Source organism: Thermoanaerobacter kivui (assembly GCF_000763575.1).
GTDB lineage: Bacteria > Bacillota > Thermoanaerobacteria > Thermoanaerobacterales > Thermoanaerobacteraceae > Thermoanaerobacter > Thermoanaerobacter kivui.
The window spans coordinates 1320209-1340630 of sequence record NZ_CP009170.1 but is presented as its reverse complement, the minus strand read 5'-3'; the positions used below and the strand labels follow the sequence as shown (position 1 = coordinate 1340630).

Sequence of the window (20422 nt, the reverse complement as noted above, 5' to 3'; positions counted from 1 at the left end):
TTGAAAATAGCTCCTTCAATATTATCAGCTAATTTTGCAAATTTATTAGAAGACATAAAAAAAGTAGAAAAAGGTGCTGACCTTTTACATATTGACGTAATGGATGGACATTTTGTTCCAAATATAACCATAGGGCCAGTTGTTGTAAAATCTTTAAGGAAATTTTCATCTCTTCCTTTTGATGTGCATTTGATGATTGAAAACCCTGATTTGTACATAGAAGATTTTGCAAATTCTGGTGCAGATAATATAACGGTCCATCAAGAAGCTTGTCTTCACCTTCACAGGACAATACAAAAAATAAAGGGGTACGGAATAAAGGCTGGTGTTTCTCTAAATCCTGCTACTCCCCTTGAGACTATAAAGTATGTTTTGCAAGACGTAGATATGGTTTTGATAATGACAGTAAATCCAGGTTTTGGAGGACAAAAGTTTATAGATACTATGTTTAAAAAAATTGAGGATTTACGCTTGTTGAGAGAAAATTTGGGATTAAAATTTGAAATTGAAGTAGACGGGGGTATTAATTTATCTAATGTAGCGGAGTTAGTAAAGGCAGGCGCTGACATTATAGTAGCTGGTTCTGCGATTTTTGAGTCACAAAATCCGATGGAGACTATAGAGAGATTTAAAGAGGCAGTTAGAAAATGAAAGTTTTAATTATTTCGAATGGGGAAATTAAAAATTATGAGTTTTATAAGGCCTTTGTAAGAGATTATGATATCATTATATGTGCTGATGGCGGAGCAAACCATGCCTATAATATGGGATTAAAGCCTGCTATTATAATAGGAGATTTGGATTCAATTGAAAAAAAAGTATTAGACTTTTACGAAAAAGAGGGGGTAAAAATACAAAAATATCCTTCTATGAAAGATGAGACAGATACTCAATTAGCCATGTTAAAAGCAGTTGAATTAGGAGCCAAAGAGATTACTTTCATTGGTGTAATTGGCGAAAGGTTTGACCATTCTTATGCCAATCTTTCTCTTTTGCTTTATTTATTAAACCGCAACATCAAAGGAAAGATTGTAAATGAAAAGAATGATATTTATTTGACAAACAAGCACATTGAAATTGAGGGAAAGAAAGGGGAGTTGCTGTCTTTGCTACCTTATTCTCGCGAAGTAAAGGGAATATACACAAAAGGGTTGTTTTATGGGCTTTCGGGAGAAGGCATGGATTTAGAGATGCCTTATGGTATAAGCAATGTTTTTACAGAGGATAAAGCTTATATAGATATAGAAGCAGGCCTTTTATTAGTTATAAAGCCTAGAGAATAGTTTCAAATACCCCTTCCAATGAATAGTATGTAATAACTGGAATAGTAGGGAAGGGGTATTTTTATGTGGGATAAGTTTTTTTACAAAATAAAAAAACTAAATAGACAGCTAAATCACTCTTTAGGTTATATACTCATTGCTTTAGGCATAATAATATTTGTGATGTACATTCCTACATGGCTGTGGATGCTGATTTTGGGGGTGGGGCTTGTAATGTTGGGCTATTATGTAAATATGCATTTTAGGTAACAAATAAAAAAGCGTGCAAAATATGCACGTCTTTCTTTATAATGCTCTTTGCACTTTCCCCGCCTTTAAGCATTTGGTACATACGTTAAGTCTAACGGGAGTGCCGTCTACTATTGCTCTTACTTTTTTTATGTTAGGCTGCCATTTTCTTATGGATTTTCTATGGGAGTGGCTGTATTGATATCCTGCCAAAGGTCCTTTTCCACAAATATCGCACTTACGCATGTTTGCACCTCCTTTTCAAGACATCAATATTTTATCACAAAAACAGCTTTTTGTACAACATAAGAATTTTAACACAACGATATTTATTTTATCATCAACTTTTGTAAATGTAAATACCTTTACAATTAAAAGGCGAGTTGATGTCATATCGATGTTAGGGTAAAATATAAATTAAGATTGGAGGGGTATGAGTATGGTAGAAATAAAAAACAGGCACGGAAATATAAATATATCAAATGATGCAATTGCAGCAATAGCTAGTAAAGCAGTTTCAGAATGTTATGGTGTCGTGGGGTTGGGGAGAAAAGGCGCAAATGGATTAATAGAGATATTTAAAACAGAAAATTCTGGGAAAGGCATCAAAGTTTCTTCATCTGAAGAGGGTTTGACACTGGAAGTATATATAGTTGTGGAATACGGAGTGAATATAAGGACTGTTTCTATGAATGTCATTGAAAAGGTAAAATACGCTGTAGAAAAATTTACAGGAATAAATATAAAAAATGTAGTGGTAAATGTTCAAGGAATCAAAGTTGATCATTGAGGAGGAAACCATGTTGAGGTACATAGATGGAAAAACGTTAAAAAATATGATAATAACAAGTTCCTATTATCTTTTAAACAACAAAGGAGATGTTGACAAACTAAATGTCTTCCCTGTGCCAGATGGAGATACAGGTTCTAACATGGCATATACTTTGCAATACGCCGCTAAGGAAATAGAAAAGTCTGCTGACACAATTAAAGAAGTGTTAGATGGCCTTTCAAAGGGCACATTGATGGGTGCAAAAGGAAATTCCGGAGTTATTTTATCTCAAATTTTTAGAGGTTTTTCAAGATACCTTAAAAATGTAAAAAAAATAACTCCTTGCGATTTTGCTGAAGGGCTTAAAATAGGCGCTGATACTGCATATAAAGCTGTTATGAAGCCTGTTGAAGGTACTATTCTTACAGTCTGCCGGGAAAGTGCTGAAGAAGCGGTGAAAATATGTAAACAGGTAGAAAGCTTTGAAGAATTTTTAGAAAAAATTATAAAAGCCGCAGAAAAATCTTTGGAGAATACTCCTAACCTTTTGCCTGTTTTGAAAGAAGCCGGAGTTGTTGACTCAGGAGGCATGGGTTTTGTTTATATTTTAAAGGGAATGTTAGAAGGTCTTAAAGGAAATAAAATTGAAATAGTGGAATCTTTTGAAGGAATAGAAACTAAGCAGCGACTTCTTGAAGACTTGAGATTTTTGTATTGTACTGAATTGTTGATTAAAGCCAAAAAGATTTTTGCCGAACCTATTTTAAAAGAGAGATTTTCTAAATATGGAGATAGTTTAGTAGTAGTCTCTGATGAAGATATCTTAAAAATCCATGTCCATACAAATAAACCTGGGCTTGTGTTGGAGGAAGGACTTAAAATAGGAGAGCTTGTCAAAGTGAAAATTGACAATATGAAAATACAGCATGAAAGTTTGATATCACACGAAAATGAGCCAACTAAAAAATACGGCATATTGGTTGTTGCTAATGGAGAGGGAGTTAAAAAACTTTTTTCAGATTTAGGTTGTGATGTTATTATAAACGGTGGACAAACGATGAATCCCAGTACCAGCGATATTTTAGAAGGTATTAGAAAAATAAATGCGGAAAATATACTGGTTTTCCCAAATAATAAAAATATAATAATGTCGTGTGAACAGGCGAAGGCTTTGACAGATAAAAGAGTGGAAATAATTCCTACCAACAATTTTAATGAGGCTATTTCTGCCATAATAAATATTGATTCACAGAAAAGCTTGGAAGAAAATATAACAAAAATAAAGGAAGTGCTGAATAGTGTAAAGACGATTGAAGTGACTTATTCGATAAGGGATACGCAAATAAACGGTTTTGAAATAAAAAAAGGTGACATATTAGGTTTTATAAATGAAGAGCTTATGGCAGTAGGAAGCGATTGTAATCAAGTGGCGAAGGAACTAATCTCTAAAGCGCTTGATAATGATTCTTCATTAGTGACCATATATTACGGTGAACAAGTTTCACAGCAAAAAGCAGAGGAATTAAAAAATTCCCTTTCTATAGATGCAGATGTAGAAGTTTACTTTGGAGGACAACCTCTTTACTATTACGTGATATCAATAGAATAAAGGTGAGTGAACATGCCTCTAAATATTGATGTGCAATATGTCAAAGGGGTGGGACCGAAGAGGGCGAGGCTTTTGAAAAAACTGGGAATAAATACGGTTGAGGACTTATTATTTTACTTTCCTAAAGATTATGAAAACAGAAGTGAGATTTTGAAAATTGAAGATTTAAAAGTAGGAGAAAAACAGACTTTTAGAGCTTATATTGCTGGTTCTGCAAGGGAAATAAAAACTTCAAGACTTGTCATAACGAAAATCCCTGTGAAAGATGGTACCGGTGCGGTGGAACTTGTGTGGTACAACCAGCCGTATATAAAAAATAATTTTAAGATTGGAGAGGAATATATAATAAGTGGCAAGTTACAGTTTAAATATGGGCAACTAATGATAGAAAATCCTGCAATTGAAAAAAGTGATGATGTTAAATTAAATACAGGAAGGATTGTGCCTATTTATGGCCTTACAGAAGGGCTGAGTCAAAATACCATAAGGAAGATAATGTTTAATGCCCTTAAAGACTATATAGGAGAGATTGAGGAGTTTTTTGAAGAGAATTATTTAAAAGAAAAAGGGTTAATGGATATAAAAGAGGCAATAATAAATATAAATTTTCCTGAAAGCCAATTGCATCTCCAAAAGGCAAAGTACAGGCTCAAATATCAAGAATTATTTTTACTTCAATTGACTTTATTTTTGATTAAAAAATCCATTAAAAACTTTAAAAATGGCATAAAATTTGAGAAAGTAGACTTAAAGCCTTTTTTGGAGGCTTTACCTTTTAAGCTGACGGTAGCTCAAGTGAAAGTTTTAAAGGAAATAATTTCTGATATGGCATCCCATAAGGTGATGAACAGATTAGTTCAAGGAGATGTGGGTTCAGGGAAAACTGTTGTGGCGGCTTGCAGCATGTATATTGCTGTTAAAAATGGCTATCAGGTAGCTATGATGGCTCCTACAGAAATACTTGCAAAACAGCATTATCAAACTTTAAAGGAGATTTTTAAAGGCAGTGATATAAAGATTGGTTTTTTATCTGGGGGGTTTTCTCCGTCTAAGAAAAAAGAGGCATTAGAAAAAATCAAAAATGGAGATTATGATATTGTAGTAGGTACTCATGCTCTTATAGAAGATACTGTGGTTTTTCACAAATTAGGGCTTTGCATAACGGATGAGCAGCACAGATTCGGTGTGAGGCAAAGGGCGCTTTTAATGCAAAAAGGGGAGAATCCCGATGTCTTAGTGATGACAGCAACACCTATACCGAGAACGCTAGCTCTCATTCTTTACGGAGACCTTGATATATCCATAATTGACCAATTACCACCTGGGAGAAAAAAAGTCAAAACCTATGTAATCCCTTCCTCAATGAGAAAAAAAGCTTACGCTTTTGCGATGAAGGAGGTCAAAAAGGGAAGACAGGTCTACGTTGTGTGTCCTCTCATTGAGGAATCAGATAAAGTAAATGCAATGTCTGCCGAAATAGTATATGAAGAGATTTATAAAGAAGCTTTTAAAAATGCTAAAGTGGGACTTTTACATGGCAAAATGCCAGATTCAGACAAAGAAAAGGTAATGGAGGACTTTGTAAACGGTAAAATAGACATTTTAGTTTCTACAACAGTAATAGAGGTGGGAGTAAATGTTCCTAATGCTACGGTAATGATTGTAGAAAATGCAGAAAGATTTGGACTTGCTCAACTTCATCAACTTAGAGGAAGAGTAGGAAGGTCAGAATTTCAGTCTTACTGTATTTTGATTGCGTATTCTAACTCAGATGTTGCAAAAAAACGACTTAGAGTGATGGCAGAAACTTCAGACGGATTCAAAATCGCAGAAAAAGACTTGGAAATAAGAGGTCCAGGAGAAATTTTGGGCCTTAGACAGCATGGCCTTCCGGAATTTAAAATTGCGAATCTTTTTGAAGACATAGAAATTTTGAAGGAAGTACAAAAAGACGTAGAAGAACTTTTGGCAAAAGACCCTAAATTAGAAGGTTATTCAAAACTTAAAAATGTTTTAATTAACCAATTCTATCAAAAATTAAGCGGTATAATATTAAATTAAAGAAGGAGAATAGTAGTATGGAAAAGATAGCAATTGTAACTGACAGTTTATCGGATATTCCGGAGGATTTGATAAAAACTTATGGAATATTTGTGGTGCCTTTAACTATTAACATAGAAGGTGTAGCGTATAAAGACGGTGTTGATTTGACAAAAGAAGTATTTTATAAACTTCTAAAGGAAGGAAAATTGCCTACAACTTCACAAGTTTCTCCAGTAGAGTTTATAGATGTTTTTAATGATTTACTCAAAAGTTATGATTACATAATTGCGATAATACTATCTTCAAAATTGAGTGGGACTTATCAATCTGCTGTCATTGCAAAAGATATGGTGGATGCAAAAAGGGTTGAAGTTATTGATTCGAGGCACTATTCGTTGGGAAATGGTTTCCTTGTTCTTCAAGCGGCAAAAATGGCTGTTGCAGGTTTTAGCAAGGAAGAGATTGTTCAAAAAATTTATGATTTGATTCCAAAAATCAGATATATCATGGCGTTTGATTCTTTAGATTATTTGTATAGAGGAGGACGTTTACCCAAAACGCAAGCGTTTTTAGGCAATATTTTAAGTATAAAGCCTATTTTGATGAATGAAGATGGCGAGTTAAAAATAGTAGATAAAGTGCGTGGACAGAAAAAGGTGATACGCTGGATAATTGATTATATGAAAAATACAGGTGTGGATTTTAAAGAAAGAGAAGTGGGATTGATTCACACAGATCAACAGGAATTTTTAAATGAAATAGAAATAGCTTTGCGAAATGAACTGGGAATAACTAATTTTATAAGGTCAAGAGCCAGTTGTGGAATAGGTACTCACGCAGGACCAGCGGCAGTGGGAGTGTTTTTTGAAGAAAAATAATTTTTTATTATTTGCCATTTTAATCACCTTTATACATTTTTGAGAACAAATTTATAGTTTATAAAACAGCATTTTGGTTAAATTAATAATACAAAAACAAATGGAGGTGATTAAAATGGCTGCAGGTTCAGAAACAAGAAATCCTCTTGTTGTGAAGGAAGCCAAGCAAGTTATGAGCCAATGGAAATATGAAATAGCAAGAGAATTAGGAATAACTCCTCCAGCTGATGGTTATTGGGGAACACTTACATCCCGTGATTGCGGTGCTGTAGGTGGCCACATGGTTAGAAAGATGATACAAATGGCAGAAAGTCAGATGGCGAGCAAAGGCACTTGGAAATAAATATATATGAATATATAAAAAAGGATATCCCTTGTGGATATCCTTTTTTATTAAAACAAGCATATATAGCAATTGTTTACATGTATATAACGACTATAGGTGGATAAATTAATAATGGAATAAGTTTTAGGAGGTGATTAAAATGGCTGTAGGTTCAGAAACAAGAAATCCTCTTGTTGTGAAGGAAGCCAAGCAAGTTATGAGCCAATGGAAATACGAAATAGCAAATGAATTAGGAATAACTCCTCCAGCTGATGGTTATTGGGGAACACTTACATCCCGTGATTGCGGTGCTGTAGGTGGCCACATGGTTAGAAAGATGATACAAATGGCAGAAAGTCAGATGGCGAGCAAAGGCACTTGGAAATAAATTTAGAAATATATAAAAAGGGCAATCTTGACGGTTGCCCTTTTAAAAATTTTTAATCCAGGTAGTCGCCTACCTGGATTGGGAGAGGAGAAATTGAAGGAAGAATTTTGGGGAAATTTTTGTTCCCATAAATATTATTTACCACGTTCAAAAAATTTATACATTCTTTTGTGATATTTTAAAAAATATGTTAAAATAATTTTGAAAGTGGGGGGTATTATCTTGAGGGTGATTGCTGGTGAGCTAAAAGGCAGAAAAGTAAAATCGATAAAGGGAGATGACATAAGGCCTACTTCTGACAGAGTAAAAGAATCTCTATTTAATATTTTGGGAACTAAGATTAGTGATAGTGTATTTTTAGATTTGTTTGCTGGTACAGGAAACATTGGGATAGAGGCTTTAAGCAGAGGTGCTCAATTTTGTTACTTTGTCGACAAAAGTGTTAAAAGTGTTAGATGTATAAAAGACAACTTAAGTATTTTGAATTTACTGGGAGTTTCAAAACTTTTTCATAAAGATGCATTAGAAGCTATTGAAATGTTAGACAAAAATAATACAAAGTTTGATATAATATTTTTAGACCCCCCTTATTATCAAAACCTTGCAGAAAAAACTCTCATAAAAATTAGTTCATGTAAAATTTTAAAAGAAGGTGGTATAGTCATAGCAGAGCATCATAAAAACGATGAACTTAAAGAGAAATATGGGAGTTTAATTAAGGCAAGGGAGAAAAAATACGGGAAGACAATACTTTCGTTTTATAAGGAGGAATTATGAAGACGGCGATTTATCCAGGAAGTTTTGATCCGGTTACATACGGTCACATCGATATTATAAAAAGAAGTGCGCTTTTGTTTGATAAATTGATTGTTGCTGTACTTTTAAATCCGGCTAAAAAACCTTTATTTTCAATAGAGGAAAGAGTAGAGCTTCTAAAGGCTGTGACACAAGATATTCCAAATGTACAAGTAGATTATTTTGATGGATTATTAGTTGATTATGCAAAAAAAGTGAATGCTAATGCTATAATAAAAGGCTTAAGAATGGTTTCTGATTTTGAATATGAATTTCAAATGGCTCTGATTAATAAAAAGTTAAATCCTTCTGTTGAAACAATTTTTTTAATGACAAATGCAAAATATGGTTATTTAAGCTCCAGCGTGGTGAAGGAAATTGCGCAGTTTGGTGGATGTCTTTCTGAATTTGTGCCGGATTTAGTTGCTCAAAAGCTAATAGAAAAATTTAAAGAGTAACGTTTAAAGGGGGTTTTATTTTTGTCCAATATTGGAGATCTTGAGGTCTTTAACCTTTTGGATGAACTTGAAGACATAATCGAAAGAAGTTCTACAATTCCGCTTTCTAATAAGGCTATTGTAAGTAAAGAAGAAATACTGGATTTGATAAAGCAAATTCGAATAAAATTGCCGGATGAATTTAAAAGAGCTGAATGGATAAAGCAAGAAAGGCAGAGAATTCTTCTTGATGCCCAACAAGATGCAGAAACAATAATAAAAGATGCTGAACAAAAGATTAATGAAATGGTAAATGAAAGTGAAATAGTGAAAAGAGCAGAAAAAACGGCTGCAGAAATTATTTCTGCAGCTCAGGCAAATGCAAAAGAAATAAGGCTGGGAAGTAGGGAATACGCTGACGAGTTACTTGCTAAAATCGAAGCAGAGATAACTAATATATTAGAGACAATTAAGAAAAACAGAGAGGAATTGCGAGGAACAAAGTGATTATGTTTGGTGTTGATGTAATCTTGCTGCTATAGCAAAGAATATAAATATTATGGTGGTTATTGTAAAAATTAGAGAGGAATTTTGAAATAGATTCCATGCGTTTTTGTAGCTGAATTGGTTAAAAACATTTATGCTAATGTTTTCCTCTTGTATTTTAACAAAAGACAATATCACATAAGAATATGCTGCTGCGAGAAAAAATTGAAGTGTTTTTGCGATTAAATAGGGGAAATATTTTATTTTGGTTTTTGCTATTACACTTAGTACTTGACCGTGTATTGAAACTCCTCCCCAAGCTATTATAGCACTTACCAATATTACTTTTTGTTCTATTGGAGCTGGAGATTGGCTTATTAAATTTGAACCGACGGTAATTTCTAATAAACCGCTTAAAAAAGAAGGTATAACATTTTTGTCAAAGCCTATTAAAGAAAATAGCGGAGATATAAAATAACTCAGCAAATCTAATATTTTATATAATTTTAAAAATTCAATTATTACTGAAAAAAATACTATATATCCTCCAATCATTATGATTGTGTTCATGGATTTAGATACAGCATCTGACAAAATTGCGCTAAAGCTTTTTTTGTTTTGTGCTCTTGTGTGATACATTTTGTCAAAGGCAGATTTTATAAGGTTTTTTGAAGGAGGAGAGTTTGTATAGCTATTCTTCTTGTAAAAATGAAAAAGCAATCCTGTTGTTATAGCTGCTAAATAATTGGATGCCATAATTACATACCCGATTTTTGGGCTATTAAACATTCCAATGGCTACAGCTCCTAACATAAATAAAGGGCCTGAATTGTTGCAAAAGGACATAAGCCTCTCTGCTTCTTCGGTAGTGCACAATTTTTCTTCCCATAGTCTGGAAATTATTTGAGCACCTACGGGATATCCTGATGTATATCCTATCGCCATTGCAAAAGAACCACTGCCAGGCACTTTAAATAAAGGCCGCATAATAGGCTCTAAAAAAGTACCCAAAAAGTGAACAACACCTAACTGTAAAAAAAGTTCTGAACCGATAAAAAAGGGAAGCAAGGAAGGGGTAATAGTAAAAAGCCAAAGGTTTATTCCGCCTTTGGCGGCTTCTAAAGCATTTTTAGGGAATATTATCAAAGAGAGAACCATTAAAATTAAAAGAGCGATAAAAATATTTAAAAGAGTGTTTCTCAAAACTTATCCCCACCTTGTTTTGGTTTCACTATTATGTTTATTTAGAAAAAAGGCTAAAAATGATTGGTGGGTTAAATTTTTATTATGGGATGCTTAAAGTCCAAGCCGGTTATAGAGGAATTTTTGTAAGCTAAGGTGTAAACATCAGTAGCAAACAAGTCTTTTTCAAACATTTTAACGTTATTTAATTTTCTTTTGTAATGAGAGATTTTTGTAATTATGGGTAATTGTGATTTTTTCTTAATCTCTTTTAGTATTTCTATTCCCTTTTTATTGAATCCTAATATTCGTATGTAGTTAGGCCCGTCAAATTCTTCAAAGATTTTTTTGTCAATATTAAGCAAAAGGTGGGTTAAAATATGTCTTATTCTGCTCTCTGTATACCTTTTTGATTTGATTAATTTTATCAGTTCATCAATGCGATTTGTCAACTGAGAAGCTTTGTAAATTTTGTTTTCTAAACCTTCAGATACGTCAAATATATCCTCAAGAGGAGCTTTGCTTCTCAATTTGTATATGAGGATTTTAGAAAATTCTTCAAAAGATACGGGCCCTTCGCCTTTTAAAAAAGACTCTTTTAAGATTTCTTTAGTGAAATTTGGAATATAATTTTCGACATCTTTTAAACCTCTATCAAAAATGTGTTTTCTTATTGAAGAAGCACTGGCAAATTCTCCTTTGAGTTCTAAGGAGGTGTATAAAGGTCCTTTTCTTTTAATTGTAAGAGGCTTAATAGGGCTTTTCAATTTTTTTAAAGATTTAAGATATTCTATCGCTAAGATGTTGTTGGAAGTTTGCAAAATTTTCTCTATTTCATTATTTATAACTTTTTTTAATGCTAATTCACGAGCTTTTGCAAAAGTTATACCATTTTTTAAATATTCTTTTAAAGCTTGTTTGTATGGGGGAGGTTCTTCTACCAGTATTTGTACAATTTCTAATAATTCTTCTATATTACCTCGTTCACTGCCAAAACACAAGTAATCTATTACGTTTAAAGAGTCTAAAAGTTTGACAGCACCATACGCAAAATTTTCTGCCGTAGAAGTAGCATAAACAACGGGCAGTTCAATTACTAAGTCTATACCAGCTTTTAGAGCCATCAGAGTTCTTTTCCATTTGTCCACTATCGCAGGTTCTCCTCTTTGCACAAAATTTCCACTCATCACTGCAACAGTATAGTCACAGTTGCTTAAACTTTTTGAAGCTTGTAAATGGTAAAGATGGCCGTTATGTAAAGGATTGTACTCTACAATGACACCTAAGATTTTCATCTTCCATTACCCTTTCAAAAAATTTTTAAGATGTACTTACTATTTTATATAAAATATGATAAAATGTAAAATAGGAACTGTGTATACAATATATTTGGTAAATATTTAGGTAGAAAGGAGATAGTAAAATGTCTGTAATGGAAAGTATTATTCAAAAAGCAAAAAGTACTAAAAAAAGGATTGTATTGCCAGAAGGGAGTGAACCGAGGACATTAAAAGCTGCTGAAAGGGTAATAAAAGAAGGGATAGCAGATCTAGTTTTATTGGGAGATGTGGATGAAATAAGGGAAAAAGCTCAAGGGCTTGATATTTCAAAGGCTGAAATTATAGACCCTAAAAAGTCACAACTCTTAGAAAAGTATGCAGAGGAATATTATAATTTGCGAAAGAACAAGGGAGTAACTCAGGAACAAGCTTTAGAAGCTATGAAAGACCCAATGTATTATGGCTGTATGATGGTCAAATTGGGTGATGTGGACGGAATGGTGTCTGGAGCGATTCACGCTACGGCAGACGTATTCAGGCCTGCGTTTCAAATCGTAAAAACAGCTCCAAATGTTAAAGTTGTATCAAGCGCTTTTATAATGGAAGTACCCGATTGTAATTATGGAAGTGACGGAGTATTTATATTTGCAGACTGTGCTATAAATCCTAATCCGACGGAAGAAGAACTTGCAGCAATCGCTATTGCCTCTGCCCATACTGCAAAAGTTCTTGCAGGCATTGAGCCTAAGATTGCTATGCTGTCTTTTTCTACTAAAGGAAGTGCAAACCATGAATTAGTAGATAAGGTGAAGAATGCGACTAAAATTGCAAAGGAATTGGCACCTGATTTGCTAATTGATGGTGAGCTACAATTGGATGCGGCAATAGTGAAGGAAGTTGGGGAGTTAAAAGCTCCGGGAAGTCCTGTAGCAGGAAAGGCTAATGTGCTTATTTTCCCAGATTTGCAAGCAGGAAACATCGGTTATAAATTAGTGCAACGGCTTGCTAAGGCAAATGCTATAGGTCCGATTTCTCAAGGTCTTGCTAAACCGATAAATGATTTGTCAAGAGGATGTAGTGTGGAAGATATTGTTAATGTTATTGCAATAACTTGTGTACAAGCTCAAGGGTAAAAAAGAGAGGGAGGCAAAAGTCATGAAAATTTTAATTATGAACTGTGGAAGTTCGTCATTAAAATATCAATTATTGGATATGGAAGATGGAAAAGTATTAGCTAAAGGGTTAGCTGAGAGAATAGGAATAAACGATTCTCTTTTAACTCATCAAGTCAATGGTAAAGAAAAAGTAAAAATACAAAAGGGTATGAAAAACCACAAAGAGGCTATACAGATTGTGTTGGAAGCTCTTGTTGATAAGGAAATAGGGGTACTAAAGGATATGAGTGAAATAAATGCGGTAGGTCACAGAGTGGTACACGGTGGAGAGTGTTTTACCGATTCGGTATTGATTGATGAAGATGTCATAAAAAAACTGGAAGAGTGTATTGACCTTGCTCCTTTACACAATCCCGCCAATATTGAAGGAATTAAAGCTTGCCAGCAGATTATGCCTAATGTGCCAATGGTGGCTGTTTTTGATACAGCTTTTCATCAGACAATGCCAGACTATGCTTATATTTACCCAATTCCTTATGAATATTATGAGAAGTACAGAATAAGGAGATATGGATTTCACGGCACTTCTCATAAATATGTGTCTTTGAGAGCTGCTGAAATATTAAATAAGCCTATTGAAAGTTTAAAAATCATCACTTGTCATTTGGGAAATGGATCTAGCATTACTGCAGTAAAAGAAGGTAAATCCATAGACACGAGTATGGGGTTTACTCCTTTAGAAGGACTGGCTATGGGTACAAGGTCAGGAAATATTGATCCTTCGATTATAACTTTCTTAATGGAAAAAGAAAAGATAACCGCAGAAGAGGTTATAAATATATTAAATAAAAAATCAGGAGTATACGGCATTTCAGGGATAAGTAATGACTTTAGAGATATACAGGCGGCTGCTTTTGAACAAGGCAATAAAAGGGCAATGCTGGCTTTAAAAGTTTTTGCTTACATAGCTAAAAAGACGATAGGTTCTTATGTAGCTGCGATGGGTGGTGTTGATGTCATTGTATTTACTGCAGGAGTTGGAGAAAATAGTTCTGAGATGAGGGAATTTATTTTGGATGGTTTAGAATATTTGGGCTTTAATCTTGATAAAGAGAAAAATAAGGTGAGAGGCAAAGAAGAAATTATTTCCACAGAAGATTCAAAAGTCAAAGTTATGGTGATACCGACGAATGAGGAATATATGATAGCAAAAGATACTGAAAAAATAGTAAAGGGGTTAAAAAAGTAGATTGCCTTGACAATTATTAGCGGGGTTAGTATAATAGGTGATGGCAATTATTTTAAGGTGTGTGAAGAATAATGAAAATCGATTTGTCAAAAATCAAAGGACAGCTTGGGCGCAGCATAAGTGTAGATTATGTGGAAGATGTAGAAAGCATTGAGTTTAAAGGCAATGAGTACAAAGTTGTGACCCCTCTCCATGTTAATGGCACCATCACTGCTCGAAAAGAAGGACTTTTTGCAGAGTTAGACATTGTGGGCAGTATAAAGGCAATTTGCGACAGATGCTTGGAAGAGTTTATCTACGACTTAAACCTTAAATTGAGAGAATACGTGGAGGAGGCTATAGACGAGAAAATCGACGACAGTTTTTACGAAAATTTTGATTTGACAACTTTTGTAGTGCATTTTCTAATCTTGTCATTGCCGATGAAATTTTTATGCAGTGAGGACTGCAAAGGTTTGTGCCCTATTTGCGGTACAAATTTAAATCATGGAAGTTGCAATTGTAAGCGCAGCGAAATAGATCCGCGGTTAGAAGTGCTAACTAAATTATTGCAATAGATGTAGGAGGTGTTAAAATGCCTGTTCCAAAGAGAAGGACATCCAAAGCAAGAAGAGATACAAGGAGAAACAGTCATAAATTAGTGCCACCAGCTTATGTATTGTGCCCTAAATGCCATGAACCTAAACTTCCCCATAGGGTGTGTCCCAACTGCGGATATTATAAAGACAGAGAAGTAATAAAAGTGGAAGAATAAAGTAGTAATAGGATCCCTCCTATTACTACTTTTTTAGTTGATTTTGCAAAAAAAATAATTTATAATTTAGGGTAGGTCATAAAAACAACTAATATCTGGAGCTGGTAATATGGCTGTACGAATGAATAAAGCAGAAAGGCAAAAAGTTTTAAAAGAAAAAATAAATGAAAACCCCTTTTATACAGATGATGAATTGGCAGAAATGTTTGGTGTCAGTGTCCAAACTATAAGATTGGACAGAATGGAGCTTGGCATTCCGGAAGTTAGAGAACGTATAAAAAGTGTTGCAGAAAAAAATTATCAAAAAGTGAGGACGATTACGGACACTGAAGTTGTGGGAGAGTTGATAGACCTTGAATTAGGAAAAAGGGGAATATCAATTTTTGAACCAACAGAGGACATGGTTTTTGTAAAGACTAAAATTGTAAAAGGGCAATATATTTATTCCCAGGCAGAGTCTTTAGCTATGTCAGTTATTGATGCTTCTGCTGCCCTGATTGGCGTAGCCAACATAAAGTATAAGTTTCCTGTCAAAGTAGGAGACAGGCTTGTAGCTAAAGCAGAAGTCATAAGGCAAAGGGGAAACAAATATTTTGTATGGGTCAAGATAAAAGTAAAAGACAGAGAAGTTTTCCGGGGCAAATTCATCTTAGTATCCATCGATGAAGATTTTCTAAAAAAAAGGAGTGACACTATTGAAGTTGGCAATTGATGCTATGGGCGGCGACCATGCTCCAGAGGAAATAATCAAGGGCAGCTTAGAAGCATTACATCATTTTGATGACGTAGAAATTGTACTTATAGGGAATAAAGAAGCTTTAGAAAAGCTTCAAGGAAAAAATGAAAGACTAAGACTTGTTTATACTACAGAAGTAATTACAAACAACGAATCACCTGTTAACGCTATAAGAAAAAAGAAAGATTCTTCTATGGTGGTAGGATTAGAATTACTAAAAAATGACAAAGTCGATGCTTTTTTATCCGCGGGAAACACTGGTGCACTAATGGCAGGTTCTCTTTTGATATTAGGGCGTCTCAAAGGGATTGACAGACCTGCATTAGCTCCTATACTCCCTACTCGAGAAGGGGCTGTGGTGCTTTTAGATGCTGGGTCAAATACAAATTGCGATGCTTACAATCTCATGCAGTTTGCAGTTATGGGGCATGTTTACGCGCAGAAAATGTTTGGGATAGAAAGGCCAAGAGTAGGACTTTTTAATATAGGTACAGAAGAAGGAAAAGGAAATGATGTAATTAAAAGGGCTTTTGAAGGGCTTAAAAAGACAAAGCTGAATTTTATTGGAAATGTTGAAGGAAGAGACATTCCTTATGGAGTATGTGAAGTAGTAGTTTGTGACGGTTTTGTAGGAAATGCTATACTAAAATCTATGGAGGGAATTGCTTCTGTAATCGCACATCTTTTAAAAGAAGAGTTTAAAAGAAACATTTTTACAAAATTAGGCGCTTTGTTGGTGATGGGTGGATTAAAGAGAATTACAAAAAAAATGGATTATACCGAATATGGCGGTGCACCTCTTTTAGGAATTAAAAAGCCAGTCATAAAAGCCCATGGCAATTCAAAAGCAAAAGCTATTTTTAATGCGATAAAGCAGGCAAAAACTTTTGTGGACAATGATGTTTTAAATCACATAAAAGAAGAAATTGAGTCAATGGGAGATGAGCTAAGTGTGTAAAAAAATTGCAGCAGGAATTTTAGGGACAGGTAGTTTCGTTCCGGATAAAATTCTTACCAATTTTGATTTAGAAAAAATGGTGGACACTTCTGATGAATGGATTACCACCAGAACAGGAATTAAAGAAAGGCGCATTGCGGATTCTTCTCAAGCCACTTCCGATTTGGCGACTGAAGCTGCGAAAAAAGCTTTTCAAGATGCCAATGTCGATGCTTTACAAATTGATATGATTATAGTTGCTACTGTTACGCCAGATATGAATTTTCCTTCTACTGCCTGCATAGTGCAAGCAAATTTGGGAGCGGTTAATGCAGCTACTTTAGATATCTCTGTGGGATGTTCCGGTTTTATATATGGGCTTGCTATAGCTCAACAGTTCATTGAAACCGGCATGTATAGTAAAATTTTGGTTATTGGAGCAGAAACTTTATCTAAAATTACTAATTGGAAAGACAGGAACACCTGTGTGCTCTTTGGAGATGGGGCAGGCGCAGCTGTTGTAGGAAGAGTAGAAAGTGGATATGGAATATTAAGTTCTTATTTGGGAGCTGACGGAACTGGTGGCAAATACCTATACATGCCAGCAGGAGGTTCAAGGATGCCTGCCAGTGAAGAAACAGTGAAAAATAATTTGCACACTATTTTTATGGAAGGGCAAGAAGTTTTTAAATTTGCGGTAAAAGTGATGGACAGCGCGACAATTGAAGCATTGAATAGATGCGGATTAAAACCTGAAGATATTGATATGCTCATACCACATCAAGCAAATACGCGCATAATTGAAGCTGCAAGAAAAAGGCTAAAACTTACTAATGATAAAGTATATATAAATCTTGACAAATATGGCAATACTTCTGCTGCTTCTGTTGCAATAGCTTTAGACGAGGCTTATAGAAAAGGTCTAATTAAAAAAGGTGATATTATACTCACAGTTGCTTTTGGAGCAGGTTTAACATGGGGTTCAAGTGTTATAAGATGGAGCAAGTAAGGAGTGAAAATATGTTTAAAACGAAAATAGTAGAAATGTTAAACATAAAATATCCAATATTTCAAGGTGGAATGGCTTGGGTTGCAACAGCAGAACTTGCGGCAGCCGTTTCAAATGCTGGAGGATTAGGTATTATAGGTGCAGGAAATGCACCAGCCAGTTTTGTGAGGGAACAAATACGTAAAGCGAGGGAATTGACAGATAAGCCTTTTGGCGTCAATGTGATGCTTCTATCTCCTTTTGTGGATGAAGTTATGGAAGTAATATTGGAAGAAAGAGTAGAAGTAATAACTACTGGAGCAGGAAATCCTGGCAAGTACATACAAAGGCTCAAAGAACGGAACATAAAAGTCATTCCTGTGGTTCCTTCAGTGGCTTTGGCTAAAAGGATGGAGGATATTGGAGTGGATGCTGTTATTGCTGAAGGAACAGAATCAGGAGGACATATTGGGGAATTGACGACATTTGCGTTAGTTCCTCAGGTGGTGGATGCTGTTAAGATTCCTGTCATTGCGGCGGGAGGAATTGCTGACGGTAGAGGTTTTGCTGCTGCTTTTTGCTTAGGCGCTTCAGGTGTTCAGATGGGGACGCGTTTTGTGTGTTCCACAGAATGTACAGCACATCCCAGGTATAAAGAGTATATTTTAAAAGCAAAAGACAGGGATGCAGTAGTAACAGGGAGAAGTACTGGCCATCCTGTCAGGTCTTTAAAAAACAAACTGACAAGAGAGTTTGAAAAATTAGAGCAAAGAGGAGCTTCTAAAGAGGAATTGGAAAAATTGGGTGAAGGGAAATTAAGAGCTGCTGTTGTAGACGGCGATGTGGAATACGGGTCTGTCATGGCAGGACAAATTGCTGGATTCATAAATGACATTAAACCTGTCAAGGAAATAATAGAGGACATAATGAAACAAGCCAGTGAGGTTATTGACAATTTGTATAAAATGAGGTGAAAGGATGAAAATTGCATTTATTTATCCAGGGCAAGGTGCCCAATATGCAGGGATGGGAAAAGACATATACGAAAAATATGAAGAAGCCAGAGAGATTTTTGAAAAAGCTGACAAGGCATTGGGGTTTAGTATATCTAAACTTTGTTTTGAAGGTCCTGAAGAAGAACTTATGAAAACAGAAAACACACAACCTGCTATTTTGACAGTCTGTGTAGCCTTGACTAAAGTTTTGCAAAATAGAGGAATAAAAGCGGATGTGACTGGTGGTTTAAGCTTAGGAGAGTACGCTTCATTAGTGCTGTCAGAAGCACTGGATTTTGAAGATGCAGTGCGTTTAGTTAAAAATAGGGGGAAATACATGCAAGAAGTCGTTCCTCAAGGAGTAGGGACGATGGCAGCTATACTTGGCTTAGAAAATGAAGTTGTAGAAGAGATTTGTCGCGTTGCATCAGAGGTGGGAATAGTAGAACCTGCTAATTACAATTGTCCTGGACAGTTAGTTATATCTGGTGAAGTAAAGGCTGTAGAAAGAGCCGTTGAATTGGCAAAAGAAAGAGGGGCAAAAAGGGCTGTGGTCTTAGCAGTAAGCGCTCCTTTTCATTGCAGCATGCTAAAAAAAGCCGGGGAGTTATTACAAAAAGATTTAGAAAAAGTTGAAATTAAAGATTTGAAAATTACTGTAATATCAAATGTCACAGCAGATTACGCCAAAAAAGAAGAAGTAAAAGATTTACTTGTAAAACAGGTAAGCCATCCTGTTTTGTGGGAACAGTCTGTCAAAAAAATGATTGAAGAGGGAGTAGATACTTTTATTGAGATAGGTCCGGGCAAAACCCTTACAGGTTTTGTTAAAAAGATAGATAAAAGTAAAGCAGCTTATAATTTTGAAAATGAGGAGTCGCTTCTAAAGACTCTATCAGCGTTGGGGGTATAATGATGAATTCTGAAAGAAAAACTGCTTTTATTACTGGCGCGTCTCGAGGAATTGGCCGTGCCATTGCACTTCGCTTAGCTAAGGACGGATTTAATATTGTCGTCAATTATTCAAAGAGCGAAAAAAGTGCTGAAGAGGTTGTCAATGAAGTGAAAAAGTATGGAGTAGATGCTATGGCTGTAAAATGCGATGTTTCACAATATGAAGATGTGGAAAAGGCTATCGATGAGATTGTTAAAAAATTTGGAAATATAGATGTTGTTGTAAATAATGCGGGCATAACAAAAGACAATTTGATTTTGAAAATGAGTGAAAGTGATTGGGATGAAGTAATAGACGTAAACTTAAAAGGTACTTTTAATGTAATAAAATTTGCCTCAAAGTATATGATAAAAAAGAGAAAAGGTAAAATAATAAATATTACATCAGTTGTAGGAATGATAGGAAATGCAGGGCAAGCTAATTATGCTGCTTCAAAGGCAGGAGTTATTGGGCTTACAAAATCTGCGGCAAAAGAACTTGCCAGTCGCGGAATAACAGTAAATGCTGTAGCACCAGGTTTTATAGAGACAGATATGACAAATGTACTAAAAGAGGAAATAAAAGAGAATATGCTAAAGAGCATTCCGTTAAAAAGAGCTGGAAAACCAGAAGATGTTGCCGAATTAGTGGCTTTTTTGGCTAGCGACGCCTCAGATTACATTACTGGGCAAGTAATAAATGTTGACGGAGGAATGGTTATGTAATATTATCATAATGTATATCTCTGAGAGGAGGTGAAACAATATGATTTTTGAAAAGGTAAGGGATATAATAGCTGAACAACTTGGTATCGATCCAGACGAGATAACAATGGAATCATCTTTTATAGATGATTTAGGGGCAGATTCATTGGACATAGTAGAGCTTATAATGGCTCTTGAAGAAGAGTTTGATATTGAAATTCCAGATGAGGATGCTGAAAAAATCAAAACAGTTGGTGATGTAGTAGAATATTTAAGCAATCTTGAATAATTTAGGTCCCGCTCT

At 34.9% G+C, this 20422-nt stretch carries 26 protein-coding genes; 23 read left to right on the top strand and 3 right to left on the bottom strand.

Translation table 11 applies throughout. The features are described 5' to 3' along the window. The 3 genes from rpe to TKV_RS06840 all read left to right on the top strand — a co-directional run bounded on the left by rpe (position 1) and on the right by TKV_RS06840 (position 1532). A complete protein-coding gene (gene rpe / locus TKV_RS06850) occupies positions 1-651 on the top strand; it encodes a ribulose-phosphate 3-epimerase (RefSeq protein ID WP_049685316.1) in 651 nt (216 codons plus the stop codon). Next, positions 648-1283, top strand: coding sequence for a thiamine diphosphokinase (locus TKV_RS06845; protein WP_049685315.1), 636 nt, complete (start codon positions 648-650; stop codon positions 1281-1283). The genes rpe and TKV_RS06845 overlap by 4 nt, the downstream gene beginning before the upstream one ends. Before the next feature lie 63 nt (positions 1284-1346). Continuing rightward, entirely contained in the window at positions 1347-1532 is a 186-nt protein-coding gene (locus TKV_RS06840) for a hypothetical protein (protein WP_049685314.1), read from the top strand. Positions 1533-1568: 36 nt separating this feature from the next. Here the strand turns inward: TKV_RS06840 and rpmB are convergent, their stop codons facing one another. Continuing rightward, positions 1569-1757, bottom strand: a complete 189-nt coding sequence (gene rpmB, locus TKV_RS06835) for a 50S ribosomal protein L28 (RefSeq protein ID WP_049685313.1) — start codon at positions 1755-1757, stop codon at positions 1569-1571. A gap of 193 nt (positions 1758-1950) precedes the next feature. On the opposite strand from rpmB, the gene TKV_RS06830 reads away from it, so the two are divergent. From TKV_RS06830 to TKV_RS06790, 9 genes are all read left to right on the top strand, one after another. Then, complete coding sequence (locus TKV_RS06830; protein ID WP_049685312.1) at positions 1951-2301, top strand: Asp23/Gls24 family envelope stress response protein; 351 nt, start codon at positions 1951-1953, stop codon at positions 2299-2301. 10 nt (positions 2302-2311) lie between these two features. Next, a complete protein-coding gene (locus TKV_RS06825) occupies positions 2312-3892 on the top strand; it encodes a DAK2 domain-containing protein (protein ID WP_049685311.1) in 1581 nt (526 codons plus the stop codon). A gap of 12 nt (positions 3893-3904) precedes the next feature. Then, entirely contained in the window at positions 3905-5953 is a 2049-nt protein-coding gene (recG, locus tag TKV_RS06820; RefSeq protein ID WP_049685310.1) for an ATP-dependent DNA helicase RecG, read from the top strand. A 17-nt stretch (positions 5954-5970) separates the two neighbouring features. After that, positions 5971-6813: a DegV family protein gene (locus TKV_RS06815; protein WP_049685309.1), complete on the top strand. Its 843-nt coding sequence runs from the start codon at positions 5971-5973 to the stop codon at positions 6811-6813. 115 nt (positions 6814-6928) lie between these two features. Beyond that, the gene (locus TKV_RS06810) at positions 6929-7156 is read left to right on the top strand and encodes an alpha/beta-type small acid-soluble spore protein (protein WP_049685308.1); all 228 of its coding nucleotides are present in this window, start codon (positions 6929-6931) and stop codon (positions 7154-7156) included. Between the two features lie 142 nt (positions 7157-7298). Next, positions 7299-7526 (top strand): alpha/beta-type small acid-soluble spore protein, encoded by a 228-nt coding sequence (locus tag TKV_RS06805; protein ID WP_049685307.1) that lies wholly within the window; start codon positions 7299-7301, stop codon positions 7524-7526. Between the two features lie 222 nt (positions 7527-7748). Continuing rightward, positions 7749-8303, top strand: a complete 555-nt coding sequence (rsmD, locus tag TKV_RS06800) for a 16S rRNA (guanine(966)-N(2))-methyltransferase RsmD (RefSeq protein ID WP_049685306.1) — start codon at positions 7749-7751, stop codon at positions 8301-8303. Then, positions 8300-8779: a pantetheine-phosphate adenylyltransferase gene (gene coaD, locus TKV_RS06795; RefSeq protein WP_049685305.1), complete on the top strand. Its 480-nt coding sequence runs from the start codon at positions 8300-8302 to the stop codon at positions 8777-8779. The genes rsmD and coaD overlap by 4 nt, the downstream gene beginning before the upstream one ends. Before the next feature lie 21 nt (positions 8780-8800). Further along, positions 8801-9265, top strand: coding sequence for an ATPase (locus tag TKV_RS06790; protein WP_049685304.1), 465 nt, complete (start codon positions 8801-8803; stop codon positions 9263-9265). Here the strand turns inward: TKV_RS06790 and ylbJ are convergent, their stop codons facing one another. Both ylbJ and TKV_RS06780 read right to left on the bottom strand, forming a co-directional pair. Further along, the gene (gene ylbJ / locus TKV_RS06785) at positions 9266-10447 is read right to left on the bottom strand and encodes a sporulation integral membrane protein YlbJ (RefSeq protein ID WP_049685303.1); all 1182 of its coding nucleotides are present in this window, start codon (positions 10445-10447) and stop codon (positions 9266-9268) included. Between the two features lie 71 nt (positions 10448-10518). Then, a complete protein-coding gene (locus TKV_RS06780; RefSeq protein ID WP_049685302.1) occupies positions 10519-11721 on the bottom strand; it encodes a nucleotidyltransferase in 1203 nt (400 codons plus the stop codon). A 128-nt stretch (positions 11722-11849) separates the two neighbouring features. Here TKV_RS06780 and pta point away from each other — a divergent pair, with 128 nt between their 5' ends. The 11 genes from pta (at position 11850) to acpP (ending at position 20407) form a co-directional block, all read left to right on the top strand. Continuing rightward, a complete protein-coding gene (pta, locus tag TKV_RS06775; protein ID WP_049685301.1) occupies positions 11850-12839 on the top strand; it encodes a phosphate acetyltransferase in 990 nt (329 codons plus the stop codon). 22 nt (positions 12840-12861) lie between these two features. After that, on the top strand, positions 12862-14070 hold the full coding sequence (locus TKV_RS06770) for an acetate kinase (protein ID WP_049685300.1): 1209 nt from the start codon (positions 12862-12864) through the stop codon (positions 14068-14070). 71 nt (positions 14071-14141) lie between these two features. Continuing rightward, positions 14142-14627 (top strand): YceD family protein, encoded by a 486-nt coding sequence (locus TKV_RS06765; protein WP_049685299.1) that lies wholly within the window; start codon positions 14142-14144, stop codon positions 14625-14627. A gap of 17 nt (positions 14628-14644) precedes the next feature. Continuing rightward, the gene (rpmF, locus tag TKV_RS06760; protein ID WP_049685298.1) at positions 14645-14824 is read left to right on the top strand and encodes a 50S ribosomal protein L32; all 180 of its coding nucleotides are present in this window, start codon (positions 14645-14647) and stop codon (positions 14822-14824) included. Between the two features lie 109 nt (positions 14825-14933). Beyond that, positions 14934-15536, top strand: coding sequence for a transcription factor FapR (fapR, locus tag TKV_RS06755; RefSeq protein ID WP_049685297.1), 603 nt, complete (start codon positions 14934-14936; stop codon positions 15534-15536). Further along, complete coding sequence (gene plsX / locus TKV_RS06750; RefSeq protein ID WP_049685296.1) at positions 15520-16518, top strand: phosphate acyltransferase PlsX; 999 nt, start codon at positions 15520-15522, stop codon at positions 16516-16518. Before fapR ends, plsX begins: the two co-directional genes overlap by 17 nt. Further along, the gene (locus TKV_RS06745) at positions 16511-17506 is read left to right on the top strand and encodes a beta-ketoacyl-ACP synthase III (protein WP_049685295.1); all 996 of its coding nucleotides are present in this window, start codon (positions 16511-16513) and stop codon (positions 17504-17506) included. Before plsX ends, TKV_RS06745 begins: the two co-directional genes overlap by 8 nt. Before the next feature lie 11 nt (positions 17507-17517). Then, the gene (fabK, locus tag TKV_RS06740; RefSeq protein WP_049686239.1) at positions 17518-18459 is read left to right on the top strand and encodes an enoyl-[acyl-carrier-protein] reductase FabK; all 942 of its coding nucleotides are present in this window, start codon (positions 17518-17520) and stop codon (positions 18457-18459) included. Positions 18460-18463: 4 nt separating this feature from the next. Beyond that, entirely contained in the window at positions 18464-19393 is a 930-nt protein-coding gene (gene fabD / locus TKV_RS06735) for an ACP S-malonyltransferase (RefSeq protein WP_049685294.1), read from the top strand. A 2-nt stretch (positions 19394-19395) separates the two neighbouring features. Further along, a complete protein-coding gene (gene fabG / locus TKV_RS06730) occupies positions 19396-20139 on the top strand; it encodes a 3-oxoacyl-[acyl-carrier-protein] reductase (RefSeq protein WP_049685293.1) in 744 nt (247 codons plus the stop codon). A gap of 40 nt (positions 20140-20179) precedes the next feature. After that, positions 20180-20407, top strand: coding sequence for an acyl carrier protein (acpP, locus tag TKV_RS06725; protein ID WP_012995329.1), 228 nt, complete (start codon positions 20180-20182; stop codon positions 20405-20407). The last annotated feature ends 15 nt before the right edge of the window (positions 20408-20422 follow it).

Coding starts and splice junctions, on each gene's coding strand:
- TKV_RS06845 (WP_049685315.1), top strand. CDS start 648: ATGAAAGTTTTAATTATTTCGAATGGGGAAATTAAAAATTATGAGTTT.
- TKV_RS06840 (WP_049685314.1), top strand. CDS start 1,347: ATGTGGGATAAGTTTTTTTACAAAATAAAAAAACTAAATAGACAGCTA.
- rpmB (WP_049685313.1), bottom strand. CDS start 1,757: ATGCGTAAGTGCGATATTTGTGGAAAAGGACCTTTGGCAGGATATCAA.
- TKV_RS06830 (WP_049685312.1), top strand. CDS start 1,951: ATGGTAGAAATAAAAAACAGGCACGGAAATATAAATATATCAAATGAT.
- TKV_RS06825 (WP_049685311.1), top strand. CDS start 2,312: ATGTTGAGGTACATAGATGGAAAAACGTTAAAAAATATGATAATAACA.
- recG (WP_049685310.1), top strand. CDS start 3,905: ATGCCTCTAAATATTGATGTGCAATATGTCAAAGGGGTGGGACCGAAG.
- TKV_RS06815 (WP_049685309.1), top strand. CDS start 5,971: ATGGAAAAGATAGCAATTGTAACTGACAGTTTATCGGATATTCCGGAG.
- TKV_RS06810 (WP_049685308.1), top strand. CDS start 6,929: ATGGCTGCAGGTTCAGAAACAAGAAATCCTCTTGTTGTGAAGGAAGCC.
- TKV_RS06805 (WP_049685307.1), top strand. CDS start 7,299: ATGGCTGTAGGTTCAGAAACAAGAAATCCTCTTGTTGTGAAGGAAGCC.
- coaD (WP_049685305.1), top strand. CDS start 8,300: ATGAAGACGGCGATTTATCCAGGAAGTTTTGATCCGGTTACATACGGT.
- TKV_RS06780 (WP_049685302.1), bottom strand. CDS start 11,721: ATGAAAATCTTAGGTGTCATTGTAGAGTACAATCCTTTACATAACGGC.
- pta (WP_049685301.1), top strand. CDS start 11,850: ATGTCTGTAATGGAAAGTATTATTCAAAAAGCAAAAAGTACTAAAAAA.
- TKV_RS06770 (WP_049685300.1), top strand. CDS start 12,862: ATGAAAATTTTAATTATGAACTGTGGAAGTTCGTCATTAAAATATCAA.
- TKV_RS06765 (WP_049685299.1), top strand. CDS start 14,142: ATGAAAATCGATTTGTCAAAAATCAAAGGACAGCTTGGGCGCAGCATA.
- rpmF (WP_049685298.1), top strand. CDS start 14,645: ATGCCTGTTCCAAAGAGAAGGACATCCAAAGCAAGAAGAGATACAAGG.
- fapR (WP_049685297.1), top strand. CDS start 14,934: ATGGCTGTACGAATGAATAAAGCAGAAAGGCAAAAAGTTTTAAAAGAA.
- fabK (WP_049686239.1), top strand. CDS start 17,518: ATGTTTAAAACGAAAATAGTAGAAATGTTAAACATAAAATATCCAATA.
- fabD (WP_049685294.1), top strand. CDS start 18,464: ATGAAAATTGCATTTATTTATCCAGGGCAAGGTGCCCAATATGCAGGG.
- fabG (WP_049685293.1), top strand. CDS start 19,396: ATGAATTCTGAAAGAAAAACTGCTTTTATTACTGGCGCGTCTCGAGGA.
- acpP (WP_012995329.1), top strand. CDS start 20,180: ATGATTTTTGAAAAGGTAAGGGATATAATAGCTGAACAACTTGGTATC.